The following is a 12,764-nucleotide window of genomic DNA, read 5'->3' as shown; positions in this document are numbered from 1 at the left end:
GAAAGCATTAGGCGAGAAAATTCGGTTGCCGAGCCATCGTAGTTGTGCCGACTAAGGATGAATATGATCGACCAACCGGCCGCCGCTATGCCTATGCCGAAGAATGGGCTCTTCCACATCTGGCGCGCGCCGCTCGTCGCCGGGATCGATCATGCCGAAGTGGTCGCGCGGATCGAGGGAGAAAGCGGTTGGTCGGCGCGGTTCATCTTCATGACACTCATGTCGGCGGGCATCGCGGTGCTGGGGCTGCTGCTGTCATCGCCTGCGGTCGTCATCGGCGCGATGTTGATCTCGCCATTGATGAACCCCATCCTCGGGCTGGGCTTCGGCCTCGCAACCTTCGACTTCGCCGAGGTGCGGCGGTCATCGCTCGCGCTCGCGGGCGGCGCGGCACTTGCCGTCTTGTTCACGGCGTTAGTCGTACTGGCCTCGCCGCTGAAAGCGCCAACCGCCGAGATTCTAGCGCGCACCCGGCCGAATTTGTTCGATCTGCTGGTCGCGCTGTTCGCTGCGTTGGCCGGAACATTCGCGATCATCCGCGGTCGCGGCGAGACGATCGTCGGTGTCGCCATCGCGACCGCGTTGATGCCCCCGCTGGCGGTCGTGGGCTACGGGTTAGCGACACGAAATATGCCGGTTTTCTCCGGCGCGATCGAGCTATTTGCAACCAACTTTGTCACAATTGCACTGACAGCGACCGCGATGGCGCGTTTCTTTGGCTTCGGCCATGCCCTGTCGGTTCGTCAGAGTATGATGCAGACGCTGCTGCTTATCTCAGCGTTCGTCGTACTCTCGGTTCCCCTCGCCTTCGCCCTCCGCCAGATCGCAAGCGAGGCTGTGACAGTGAGTCAGGTTAGGACACTGCTGATCGAACGCTTCGGTGCGCAGGCTCGAGTCAGTCAGCTCGACGTCGATTTTGCCCGTGATCCACTCGTCGTCCGTGCGGTCGTGATCGCACCGCGCGCACGACAGATCAGCAACGCGCATCTTCGCTCGGCGCTTGTCGACAAGCTCGGCCGGCCAATAAGCCTGCAGCTCGATCGCGTCTTGCTCGAACCCGGTGCAGATGCCCTCGCCGCTCAACGGGCCGAGGTCGAGAAGGCCGAGGCCAACAATGCTGCGGAGCGGGATGCATCCGAAATAGCGCGGCTGGTCGGTCTCGCTGCAGGGACGACAGCCGCGCGTGTTACTTTGGACCGTGACCATCAGCGGGCGACCACAACCGCGACACCGCTTGCAGGGGCCGGTCTCGCGACATATCGCGCCCTCGAGGCGCGCGCGGCAGCGGCGGCCGAAGGCTGGGACATCGTCATCGTCCCACCGTTCGCCGCCCTCCCACCAGTCCAATTTGCCAATAACATCGATACCCTCGATGATCGCGCACGTGCTGCGGTCGCACTCGCACTCTGGGCCTCGCAGCGATGGAATGCGCCAGCGCTGATCGTGCCCGGCCTACCGGCGCGCGGGGTCGTGCCGGTTCGACCAAAGCTCGATGAACGCAGGGCCCTCGCGATCGCGGCATTACTCAAGGCTCAGAACATCGCGGCGGTAGCTGCTCCGCCGCAGGGACAGATCATCAACATGCGGGTCGCTCCGTCGGGAACAGACGAACCGTGATCGGTGGCGTGTCGATCACCCCCTTCGACGCGGCCGCGATCCTGATCGTGCTGGCTGCCCTGCTCGGCTACATTAACCAACGTTTTATCGGGTTACCCCCGTCGGTTGGCCTGACGGTTATGGGAGCTGTGGCATCGCTGGGGGTGATCGGTCTCGACCTGCTGTTGCCGGACGTGACCGTCAACGCCGATATCGTGCGTTTCTTAAGAGCGATCGACTTCCACGCGACCTTGATGGACGGAATGCTGTCGTTCCTGCTGTTCGCGGGCGCTTTGCATGTCGACTGGACCGCGATGAAGCGCGGCCGTCTTGGGGTCGTCACGCTGAGCACCGTCGGCGTTCTCATGTCGACGGCGATCGTCGCTGGCGGCTTTCTGCTCATCACTGCAGCGATCGGGTTGCCGGTGCCACTGGTCTGGTGCCTTGTCTTCGGCGCGCTAATCAGTCCGACCGACCCAGTGGCGGTGATGGCGGTGTTGAAACGCACAAGCGTTCCACCGACATTGCAAGCGACGGTCGCGGGCGAGAGCCTTTACAACGACGGTGTCGGGGTCGTCCTGTTCTCGATCATTCTCGGTACAGCGCTCGGCTCGCAGGCGTTCGAACCCGGCCGGGCGGTCCTGCTGTTCGCGCGCGAGGCTGGCGGAGGACTGGCGATGGGACTTGTCCTCGGCTGGTTGGCATTCGTCGCGATGCGTTCAATCGATGATTACAATGTCGAGGTCATGATCAGCCTTGCCGTGGTTATGGGCGGCTATACGCTCGGCCGCTGGCTGCACATCAGCGGCCCGGTGGCGATGGCGACTGCCGGACTGCTGATCGGCAACCATGTCGTCGACAAGGCGATGAGCGACAAGACCAGCGAGTATCTGCTTAAATTCTGGTCGATCATCGACGAGATCCTCAATGCGGTTCTTTTCCTACTGATCGGGCTCGAAGTCGTCGCCATTCCTGCCGATCCCCGCCTCTTGTTGGCCGGCGTCGCCGCGATCCCATTGGTCATGATTGCACGCGCGGTATCGGTCCTTGTGCCGCTAAATGCTTTGCGGCCGTGGCTAAATCTGGGCCCGCTTGCTCCGACCACGCTTATCTGGGGTGGTCTACGCGGCGGCATCTCGGTTGCCCTCGCGCTGAGCCTGCCCGAAGGCCCGGCACGCAGCACATCGCTGGCGGCAACCTACATCATCGTGCTGTTTTCGGTTATCGTTCAGGGCGGCAGTATCGAGCGAGTGCTGCGCTGGAAATCCAGCCGCGCCGACGGTGCAGACGATTGAGCCCCGCGATCCTCAGCACGCTTATCCTCGTGTTTGCCCTTGCAATGTTCGTCTCAGAAAAGGTTCGCCACGACCTCGTTGCCTTATTGGCGCTGTTCGCTTGCCTGTTCGCCGGATTGACGACGCCGGAGAAGGCGCTGGCAGGATTCGCCGACCCTGCGGTCATCTCGGTTGCTGCGGTCCTCGTTGTCGGGCGTGCGGTCGAGTTGTCGGGCATCGCCGCTGCCGTTGCGCGAAATATTGTGCCCGCAACCGCCGGTTTCGCGGTCCGGCTTTCTACCCTGCTGCTGGTCGGTGCGGCGTTGTCCGCTTTCATGAACAATATTGCGGCGCTGGTCATCACCATGCCGATCGCGACCGAAATCGCGCGGCAAAGCAAGCGCGCGCCGGCAGCCACGCTCATGCCTCTCGCCTTCGCGACGATCCACGGCGGCATGACAACGCTGATCGGCACGCCGGCCAACCTGATCCTTTCGTCAGTCCGTGAAACCGAGTTGGGCGCACCCTTCGGCTTTTTCCAGATGGCCCCGGTCGGCGGCGCTGTGGCCGTGGCCGGCCTTATCTATCTAGGGCTAATCGGCTGGCGGCTGCTGCCGATTCGTCAATCGGCCCGCGACCTCGCTCGGGTGCCATGGCGGGTCTTTGAGTTGACCGCGAAAACCGCATTGCCCCGCGATGCCCTTCTGGCGCGATTGCGGAGCATGTCGGTGCGGTTGCTTGCAGCCTATCGGAACGATGCCCGCTTACCTGCGACCGGCGATCTCGCCACGGACGATACGCTACTGCTTTTGTCACGGGGTAATCAGTGGAGCTTAGCCGAAGCGACCGGCCTGCTAAGTTCGCTCGATCCCGCGTTAGTAGCGAACGGGGTGACCGCCCGCGTGGCTGTCGCCCATGGCTCATTCCTCATTGGTCTAAGTCATGAAGCTGTTCGGATTCGGAGCAACCACGAACTGGCCGTGGTCGCCGCCGGTCCCCGGGCCGCTCGCCAGCGCGTGCCGCTCGCGACGCTTCGCATCGAAGCCGGCGACCAGCTTTTCGTGCGAGGCGAACCGGATGCCTTGACGCGGTTTTCGACCAGCGCACGGTTGCTGGAGATCGATCGACTCGATCCCGTGCCGATTGATCGGCGGCGCGCACTGGCAATTCTAGCGATATTCATCTGCGCGATCGCCGCAATCGTCTTAGGCCATGTCTCGCCAGCGTTGGCGTTTCTCGGGGCTGCGGTCACACTGGCGGCAACCCGGCTGATCGCCGCAGACGAAATCTACCGCTCGATCGACTGGAGCGTGGTCGTGCTGCTCGCGGCGATGATCCCGGTGGGCCAAAGCTTTGAGACGAGCGGAGCCGCAGCAACGGCGGCCAAGCTTCTTGCCCAATTGCTGACAGGCGCACCGCTACCGCTGGTGCTGATGGCGATCTGCGCCGTCACCATTTTGCTATCGATCTTTCTCAACAACGTGGCCACCGCGATCATCATGGGGCCGCTGGCGATCGACGCCGCAGGGATGCTCGGTGTCAGCCCGGATGCCGCGCTTCTCGCCGTTCTCGTGGGAGCGTCCGCGGACTTCCTGACGCCGATCGGCCATCAGAACAACTTGCTGGTGATGGGCCCCGGCGGCTACCGGTTCAGCGACTATGCCCGGATGGGCGCACCGCTCGTTATGCTGGTGGTCCTGATCACTGGGGCGGTGCTGACGCTTGGCTAGGGCTGAGACGGCAGGCTGCGAATATTGATGTCACGCTGCGCGAACGGAATTTCGATGCCGTGCTCGCGGAATGAAATCCACAGGCGATTGAGAATTTCGGAGCGGACATTGCCAACGCCCGCCTCCGGGTCCCTGATCCACGCAAGGATTTCATGGTCGACCGAACTTTCACCGAACGCCATCAGCCAGACGGTCGGTCGCGGCTCGGCGAGAACGCGCTCGGACGCGGTCGCCGCCTCGATCATGAGACGCTGCGCCAGAGCGAGGTCGCAGTTGTAGGCAACGCCGACTGGAATGTGCACGCGAATGTTCGGACTGCTGTACGACCAATTCTCAACCGGATCGGTCATCAATTTCTCGTTCGGAATGAGGTGTTCCTTACCGTCGCGGGTGACCACCGAGACCGCGCGCACGCCGATCTTGTTGACGCTGCCGAAGGTGTTGCCGACGACGATGACGTCCCCTGGCTTGATCGACCGATCCATCAGCAGAATGACCCCGGCGATCAGGTTGCCAAAGGTTTTCTGCAGCCCGAAACCGACCGCTAAGCCGAACGCGCCCGAGAAGACGGTAAGCGCGGTCAGATCTATGCCGAGAAGATCGATGCCGAACAGGATCGCCGCCACGACGACGACGATGCCTGCCAATTTCTGCAACAATGCGCGTTGGGAAGAATCGAACCCGCTCATCCGCTCGATCGTGTGACCAAGGACGCGGTTGAGGAACCGCGCCAGCACGAAAAGGACAACCGCCACCAATCCAAAATTGATCACGCCGAGCAGCGACAGGCGATGCGTGCCGACTTTAAACGCGAAAGCGTCGAGGCTCACCGTTAGCGAATGCAGTCCGCCGAGCATTGATGCCGCACCGGTCACGAGGACCACCGCCCCGGCGGTCATCGCCGCTCCAGAACGCAAACCGACAGCTTGGGCGACGCGATATGCGAAGACGGCAAGCGTCAGCCCAGTCGTTGCCGCGAGCAGCAGCGCTGCATATCCACCCGCAGGAATTGCGGCGCTGCCAACGACCATCAGCAGTCCGGCGATTCCGCTGCGCAGCAGTCGGCGAATGCGGTCGCCGAGCGTCGCGCCGCCGGGGCGCCCGGTGGCGCGCTGAAGGAGGTGAGTCAGCGGCAGCGCCGCGGCACGCCCAGTGAGCCACCCGACCGTCACGGCGACGAGGATCACCGTGACCGTAGTCGCAATATCGCGGAATTCCGGCACCGCGGGGAGGGGCAGTCCGAGCGCGCGCAATTTCAGCAATAGATCCACGTCTTCTCCCGAGAGCGTCGAGGCTTGGCACAACCAGCTCGTAATGGCACGACGCTAAAGTTCTCCACCCATCTAACGGGTTTTGCCCGAAAGGCGGCCCGTCGATGCTGATCGTAATTCTCGCCTGCGTCGCTGCACTTGCGGTGACCGCTCTGCTCAGCATCGGTCCCCTGGCGCGCTCGACCGGCTGGAAAGCGACGGTGACCCCGCTTGCTTCGATCATCGGCAGTGGCTTCCTGATCTGCGGCCCCCTGCTCGCGCGTGAATTCGGCGCGGCGGCTCTACCCGCAATGGCGGCCCTTCTGGCGCTCGCCTATGCCGTTGGGGTCGTCATACGATTCAATATCGTCCATGTTGAAGACCACGCGGCAACCTTGACGCTCAATGACCCGTTCGCGTGGGCGATGCGGGTCGGTCAATTCCTGCTGGCAATCGCCTACTCGGTGTCCGTCGCATATTATCTCAAGTTGCTCGCTGAGTTTGTGCTCAAGTCGGTGCCGTTCCCTGTGAGCCATCACGCTATCGTCGCGAATGTTCTCGTATCCCTGATCATTGTCGCCCTTACCCTGCTGACCTATTCCGGCGAGCTCAAACGCATCGAGCATGCTGCGCATGCGACCGTTGCAGTCAAGCTGGGCATTATCGCCGGACTGCTGACCGGACTCGCCGTATGGTGGGCGAGCCACGCCGCAGCCTCGCTCGACTTGCCGCCGGCGAAAGTCTCGCTCACCTCGATTCCGCTGCTGCTCGGCCTTCTGATTACGGTCCAGGGCTTCGAGACGTCGCGTTATCTCGGAGAGAGCTACGATCAGGCGACCCGAGTTCGCACCATGCGCTACGCGCAATTGCTATCGTCGGCGATCTACCTCGCGTGTCTTGGCTTGCTGACGCCGTTTCTACAGCAGGCCACCCATGCCGAAGGGGTCGCCGGCATCCTCGATATCATGGCGCTCGTCGCGCCAATCATGGGTGTGTTCGTGCTCGTGGGCGCGGTGTTCAGCCAGCTCAGTGCAGCGATCGCTGACTCGATCGGCTCGGGCGGACTCATCATCGAGGTGTCGCGCCGAAAATTGGGAGTGCGGACTGCTTTCCTCGTGGCCAATGCGCTCACGATCTCGGTGGTTTGGCTGACCGACCCATTCGAAGTCATCGCACTATCGTCGCGCGCCTTCGCGCTGTTCTACGCGGTCCAGGCCGGCCTCGCGGTATGGGTGTCGCGCCGGACCCGGGCCGGTTCGGCGCTGCTCCAGTCTGGTTTTGCCCTGGTGGGGCTGATCTGCATCGTCGCCGCTCTCGTCGGCGCGCCCGCTGGCGGCTAGAGGGGATGTATGAACGCCCGCATCAGACAGTTCTTGGGGAATCTCGCCGAAACATTCTGGCTGGTTCCGGCCATGCTGGTCGTCGCCGGCATCGCACTGGCACTCGGTCTCGTCGAGCTCGATCGTAGCGGGCGGATTTCTCAGGCTCTGATCGACAGTCCGTGGCTTTACAATGGCGGCGGGACCGGCGCGCGGACGCTGCTCGGCGCGGTCGCCTCCTCGACGATCGGTGTCGCAGGTACGGTGTTCTCGATCACCATCGCTGCGCTTTCGATGGCAGCCGGGCAGATGGGACCGCGCTTACTTCGCAACTTCGTCAGCGACCGCGGCAACCAATTTACGCTTGGTGCCTTTCTCGGCACATTTTCCTACGCGCTGATGGTTTTGCGCACCGTCCGAACGCAGGGCGAAGGCGTCTTCGTCCCACACGTGTCCATGACGGTAGGCATCCTTCTTGCCTTCCTGTGCGTCGGAACGCTTGTCTTCTTCGTCGGTCATATGGCCGGCCGGATCAACGTCGACACCGTCATCGAATTAGTCAGCGAAGACGTCAACGAGGCACTCGCGTCGTCGACGCTGGCAAATGCGCCTCATTCGGTCTTATGGTCTAAGCTTGGGACAGCGGCAGTTGCCGTTACCGATCCGCGCCGTGGCTATCTGCAAAAGCTTGATCGCGATGCGCTCGCCGAGTGGGCCGCAGCAAATGGGGTCAGAATCGAGTTGCTCGTCCGTCCGGGCGACTTCGTGTTCCCGGGGGCGGTGATCGCTCGTGTCGAGCCTGGGGTCGAGGGCATCGGCGAAGCGATCCGGCGAGCGACAGCGCTGGGCGCGCAGCGCGTCAGTCGCGCCGATCTTGAATATCCGATTCGGCAGCTTGTTGAGATTGCGGTGCGGGCGCTATCGCCCGGGATCAACGACCCGCACACCGCAATCAGCGTGCTGGACCGCATGGGTGCGACCCTCTTCGACATCGTCCCCCGGTTTCTGCCGACTGGCATCACGTACCACGAGGGCACTCCGGCACTGCGGACATCCGCTTCATCGTACGACGGCATTGCTGATGCGATGTTCCATATGATCCGGCAAACGCTGCCGGTAGCGCAGCTGTCCTCATTCGAATGATCGAGGTATTGGCTGCGGTCGCCAGCTGCGAGCGTGACGCGACGCGTTTAGCAACGCTTCGGCGGCATGCCGACCTCGTCGTTGACGACGCAAAACGGACGATTGGCAGTTCCGCAGATCTGACCGAGTTGCTTTCGCGCCAAGCAAATTCACAGCTTGATGACGCGACCATGGTCGGACGGCAGTTCCAGACGGAACCTGTCGAGCGAGCGCCGGTTATTATAATGTCCGGCATCTCCAACGATGTCTCATTTTAGGAAACCGTTTCATGAGCTTATTTATAAAATCGGCGAGCGCCTTCCTGGCTTTTGCCAGCATATTTACTCTTTCGGTGCCAGCTGTTGCTCAGTCAGAGATGAACCCACCACCATCGATCCAAAACGCACCGGCTAGCACATCGTCGGAAAACAGAGCGCCAACGACCAGTCAGCTCAATCGCGCATCAAATTATGTATCCGCACGCCGGGCTTACCGGCATCGTGTGCATCGCGGCGCACGGTACCAGGCCGATCGGCAAGCCTATATGTCCGCGATGAGGGCTCATCACAGAGCGGTCAACCGGTACGATCGCCGATACCTTCGGCAGCAAATGGCATATGCGGATGCGATGGCATCTTGGCGGACTCAGGTACGCGCATGTCGGCACGGCAACCATCGCGCATGCCGAGCTCCGACCCCACGGGTCGAAAACTTCTACTAATAAGATTTGACAACCGTACCATTTAATGTTGCGAAATGTCCGGCGTAAAAGGTTAGGTGAGTGCCCCGTTCGTCGTTGGGCGAACGGGGCACCTGGTTTCTGCAACCAGAGCCCGCCATTGGCGTAACAGGTTTATACTGCATGCACTTCCTTGGAATCACCTGGGTCGGAGTCGATGCTGCCAACGGCCGCACGCTTCTCCTGTCGATCGCTTTTATCGTCATCGTGTTATTCACAAGCTGGCTCCTTCGCTGGCTTATAGGTTTGGCCCTAAGAGACCGTTTGAGAATGGCTTGAAGGGGTGGCGCGGTTGTGATTCAAGCTTGGGATGTGGACCCGAGCGAGCCGTGGCCGGATGGCTGGATTTGAGCAGCGAGCGAAGCGCTACCCGACCGATCTGACGGACGAGGAGTGGCGGTTTATCCAGCCGTTTCTGCCACCCGCGCCAAAACGAGGGCGTAAGCCGACGACGGATCTTCGCGCGGTGCTTGACGCCTTGCGTTATCTTGCTCGGACGGGTGGGGCTGGCGGATGCTGCCGAACGACTTTCCGCCATGGCAGACGGTCTATTGGTGGTTTCGGCGGCTTGTGCGGCGGCTGTTGTTTCGCACGCTCCACGACGTCACGCTGATGCTGGACCGGGCACGCGAGGGTCGTGAGCAAAGCCCGAGTGCAGCAGTGATCGACAGTCAGTCGATCAAGGCTCCGGCAGCGCAAAGCCGTGGGTTCGACGCCGGCAAGAAGGTCCTCGGCCGCAAGCGTCACATCGCCGTGGACACCGACGGGCGGCTCTTGATGATCAACCTGACGACGGCGGACATCTCCGACAGCGCCGGCGCGCAGGCGATCGTTGCCGCGATCCGCAAGCGGTGGCCCTGGCTCAAGCACCTGTTCGCCGATGGCGCCTATGACCGCACCAAGTTGATGGACGCGGCCATCTACCAGGACTTCGTCCTCGAGATCCTCCGCCGCACCGACAAGGAGCCCGGCTTCAAAGTGCTGCCGCGGCGATGGGTGGTCGAGCGCACCTTTGGCTGGATGACACGATGGAAGCGCCTCGTCCGCGATTACGAACAGCGGATCGATGTCTCCGAAGCCATGATCCACGTCGCCCTCGGCAGCCTGATGCTAAGACGGATCGTGCACCCGTGAGCATTCTCAAACGGACTCTAAGAAGCACAGAACATGCTACCGTTCAGTCCAAGTTTTGGATGCGCCAGGCAGTAAGCCTACTCGCGACGATCATCCTTTTGCTCGGCCTTCTGTCGATCTGGTTCAGTGACCCGACGCGACTGGCGACGGCACTCAGCCTCGTGTCGGCCGGTCTGGCTTTTGCCCTCCAGCAGCCGGTGACCGCGATCGCGAGTTATTTCGTCATTCTGCGGGGCGGAACCTTCACGGTCGGCGACCGGATTTCGATGGGCGGGGTGCGTGGCGACGTCATTCGGTTAGGCTTCATCCAGACGACAATCATGGAAATGGGTCAACCGCCGGCGGTCCAAGCTGCAACCCCGGCAATGTGGGTCCACAGTCGGCAGTTTACTGGTCGCATTGTCACTGTCAGCAACGCCAAAATATTCGCTGAGCCAGTGTTCAACTATACCCGCGACTTCCCATTCATCTGGGAGGAAATGGTGATCCCGATTACCTATGCCGCAGACCGAGCGAAGGTCGAGGACATCATGCTCGCCGCCGCTCAAAAGCATGCGGTGGATGCCGACTCACTCGCCGCAGATGCCAAGCGCAATCTGCAAGAGCGGTTCGGCGTCGTGCCGGTCGATCTCACCCCGCGCGTATTCTTTCGCATCACCGACAATTGGCTCGAGCTGACGGTGCGCTTCGCCGTACACCTGCACGGTATTCGGACCGTAAAGGATGAGATGAGCCGAATTATCATCGCCGAGCTCGACAAGGCCGGAATTGGCATCGCCTCGGCGACCTACGACATCGTCGGCTTTCCGCCGATCGAGGTGCGGCGGTCAGCTGACGTAAACGCCTAGCGATATGCAGCGACGGATGCCCCTGCGTGGATCCAAATATTCATTCACCGAACCTGCACTACGCGAAGCCCGCGTTCGTTAGCGCGCTCGGAATGATCGTCGAAGGCGTCCTAATTGCGGCCGGGTTTGCGCCACTGCAGCACTGCGGAAGAAGGACACCGAAACCCTCGTACGGTGGATGACCCATATTCGGGCATATTGCTTCCCACCCAAACCGTTTCAATATTAAGGGTCACGCCGGCATATTTGCATGCTCTTATGATCTGCCGCGTCACCGGCGACCGCTTGTCGCTATCAGCGCCTTCTGTAGACCGACGCCATGCAAGCCCCACATTCTGCGTTCGCCGCGCTAGCACAAGGTAGCGTTTCGGTTCCTGGCAACGCGCCGTGGTGGCGGCGGTTCTTCGCCTTCATTGGACCCGGTTACCTCATCGCCGTCGGCTATATGGACCCGGGGAACTGGGCGACCGACATCGGTGGCGGCTCGGCGTTCGGCTACATGCTCCTCTCGGTCGTGCTCGCTGCCAGCGTTATGGCGATGCTGTTGCAAGCACTGTCGGTCCGGCTAGGCGTCGCCGCTCGCCTCGATCTCGCTCAGGCCTGCCGCGCATTCTACCCCCGACCTGTATCGATCGGCTTATGGATCTTGTGTGAGATCGCGATCGTCGCCTGCGATCTCGCCGAGGTGCTCGGCACCGCCATCGCACTGCAACTGCTGTTTCACCTGCCGCTGCTGTGGGGGGTCATCGTCACCGCGTTCGACGTTTTCCTGATCCTGGCGCTGCAGCGCTTCGGCTTCCGCAAGCTCGAGGCGGTGATCATCGCCCTCCTCATGGTGATCGCCGGCTGCTTCGCGTTCGAACTCGCGATCGCCGGGCCCAATTGGATGCAGGCTGCAGTCGGACTGGTCCCTTCCCAGCAGATCATCACCGACCCCAAGGCGCTGTATCTGGCGATCGGCATTCTTGGCGCGACGGTCATGCCGCATAATCTCTACCTGCATTCGGCGCTCGTTCAGACCAGAACCATCGCCGACGATGATCACGCCAAGGCGCAGGCGATCGGCCTCGCGACCCTGGACAGCACCATCGCTTTATTTTTTGCCTTCTTCATCAACGCCGCCATTCTGATGCTAGCGGCGGCGACGTTCCATCGCGCAGGCCGAACCGAGATCGCCGATATTTCACAGGCCTCTGATCTCCTGACGCCGTTCGTCGGCGTCGCGAGCACGGTGTTCGCGGTGGCGCTGCTCGCCTCGGGTCAGAACTCCACTGTCACCGGAACGCTCGCCGGTCAGATCGTGATGGAGGGCTTTCTCGACCTTCGGCTTCCGGTCTGGCTCCGCCGGCTGGTAACACGGCTCCTTGCCGTCGTGCCGGCGGCGATCATCGTCGCGGCGAAGGGTGATCGCGGCGCAACCGAACTCCTGATCCTCAGCCAGGTCATCCTCAGCCTGCAACTGCCGTTTGCAGTGGTACCGCTCGTCTCGTTCACCAATCGACGCGAGGTAATGGGCCGCTTTGCCAATCCGCGATGGCTGGCGTGTGCTGCTTGGGTAGCAACCGGTCTGATCGTCGTCCTGAACGCAGCGTTGCTCTGGAATTTAGTGTACCACTGAGCGCGGCGCCGGACGTGAGTTTAGGTTTTGCGTCTGGCTCGGGGCTCCTAGCCGCCTGACTGTTTTCGAGAATTTACGGCGGCATAGCGGACGTTTGACTGATCGCGAGCTGCAGCGGCGGCTGTCGGTCCACC

At 61.9% G+C, this 12,764-nt stretch carries 9 protein-coding genes and 1 pseudogene; 9 read left to right on the top strand and 1 reads right to left on the bottom strand.

Going from position 1 to position 12,764, the window contains the following annotated elements; translation table 11 throughout:
• Positions 1–63: 63 nt before the first annotated feature.
• The 3 genes from KTC28_RS20185 to KTC28_RS20175 are packed head-to-tail and all read left to right on the top strand — an operon-like array spanning position 64 to position 4,600.
• Positions 64–1,617 (top strand): DUF389 domain-containing protein, encoded by a 1,554-nt coding sequence (locus KTC28_RS20185; protein ID WP_226895888.1) that lies wholly within the window; start codon positions 64–66, stop codon positions 1,615–1,617.
• 8 nt (positions 1,618–1,625) lie between these two features.
• The gene (locus KTC28_RS20180; RefSeq protein ID WP_255602622.1) at positions 1,626–2,891 is read left to right on the top strand and encodes a cation:proton antiporter; all 1,266 of its coding nucleotides are present in this window, start codon (positions 1,626–1,628) and stop codon (positions 2,889–2,891) included.
• Complete coding sequence (locus tag KTC28_RS20175; RefSeq protein ID WP_216710894.1) at positions 2,888–4,600, top strand: SLC13 family permease; 1,713 nt, start codon at positions 2,888–2,890, stop codon at positions 4,598–4,600. Before KTC28_RS20180 ends, KTC28_RS20175 begins: the two co-directional genes overlap by 4 nt.
• On the opposite strand, the gene KTC28_RS20170 is transcribed toward KTC28_RS20175, so the two are convergent.
• Positions 4,597–5,871, bottom strand: a complete 1,275-nt coding sequence (locus tag KTC28_RS20170) for a mechanosensitive ion channel family protein (RefSeq protein WP_255602621.1) — start codon at positions 5,869–5,871, stop codon at positions 4,597–4,599. The genes KTC28_RS20175 and KTC28_RS20170 overlap by 4 nt on opposite strands.
• Before the next feature lie 104 nt (positions 5,872–5,975).
• On the opposite strand from KTC28_RS20170, the gene KTC28_RS20165 reads away from it, so the two are divergent.
• From KTC28_RS20165 to KTC28_RS20145, 6 genes and pseudogenes are all read left to right on the top strand, one after another.
• Entirely contained in the window at positions 5,976–7,190 is a 1,215-nt protein-coding gene (locus tag KTC28_RS20165; protein ID WP_216710895.1) for an Aq_097 family APC-type transporter, read from the top strand.
• A gap of 9 nt (positions 7,191–7,199) precedes the next feature.
• On the top strand, positions 7,200–8,312 hold the full coding sequence (locus tag KTC28_RS20160; RefSeq protein WP_216710896.1) for a DUF2254 domain-containing protein: 1,113 nt from the start codon (positions 7,200–7,202) through the stop codon (positions 8,310–8,312).
• On the top strand, positions 8,309–8,569 hold the full coding sequence (locus KTC28_RS23355) for a hypothetical protein (protein WP_216710897.1): 261 nt from the start codon (positions 8,309–8,311) through the stop codon (positions 8,567–8,569). Before KTC28_RS20160 ends, KTC28_RS23355 begins: the two co-directional genes overlap by 4 nt.
• A 771-nt stretch (positions 8,570–9,340) precedes the next feature.
• Positions 9,341–10,164 (top strand): annotated as a pseudogene (locus KTC28_RS20155) (IS5 family transposase).
• Positions 10,161–11,012 (top strand): mechanosensitive ion channel family protein, encoded by an 852-nt coding sequence (locus KTC28_RS20150; RefSeq protein ID WP_255602620.1) that lies wholly within the window; start codon positions 10,161–10,163, stop codon positions 11,010–11,012. The pseudogene KTC28_RS20155 and the gene KTC28_RS20150 overlap by 4 nt, the downstream one beginning before the upstream one ends.
• 319 nt (positions 11,013–11,331) lie before the next feature.
• Positions 11,332–12,630 (top strand): Nramp family divalent metal transporter, encoded by a 1,299-nt coding sequence (locus KTC28_RS20145; protein ID WP_216711621.1) that lies wholly within the window; start codon positions 11,332–11,334, stop codon positions 12,628–12,630.
• The last annotated feature ends 134 nt before the right edge of the window (positions 12,631–12,764 follow it).

The organism is Polymorphobacter megasporae, assembly GCF_018982885.2.
Lineage (GTDB): Bacteria > Pseudomonadota > Alphaproteobacteria > Sphingomonadales > Sphingomonadaceae > Polymorphobacter_B > Polymorphobacter_B megasporae.
The sequence above is the reverse complement of the archived record's forward strand: the minus strand, read 5'-3'. Positions and strand labels throughout refer to the sequence as shown.

What these genes read in the sequence shown, in the direction of transcription:
- KTC28_RS23355 (WP_216710897.1), top strand. Translation starts at nt 8,309, where the DNA reads ATGATCGAGGTATTGGCTGCGGTCGCCAGCTGCGAGCGTGACGCGACG.
- KTC28_RS20185 (WP_226895888.1), top strand. Translation starts at nt 64, where the DNA reads ATGATCGACCAACCGGCCGCCGCTATGCCTATGCCGAAGAATGGGCTC.
- KTC28_RS20145 (WP_216711621.1), top strand. Translation starts at nt 11,332, where the DNA reads ATGCAAGCCCCACATTCTGCGTTCGCCGCGCTAGCACAAGGTAGCGTT.
- KTC28_RS20160 (WP_216710896.1), top strand. Translation starts at nt 7,200, where the DNA reads ATGAACGCCCGCATCAGACAGTTCTTGGGGAATCTCGCCGAAACATTC.
- KTC28_RS20165 (WP_216710895.1), top strand. Translation starts at nt 5,976, where the DNA reads ATGCTGATCGTAATTCTCGCCTGCGTCGCTGCACTTGCGGTGACCGCT.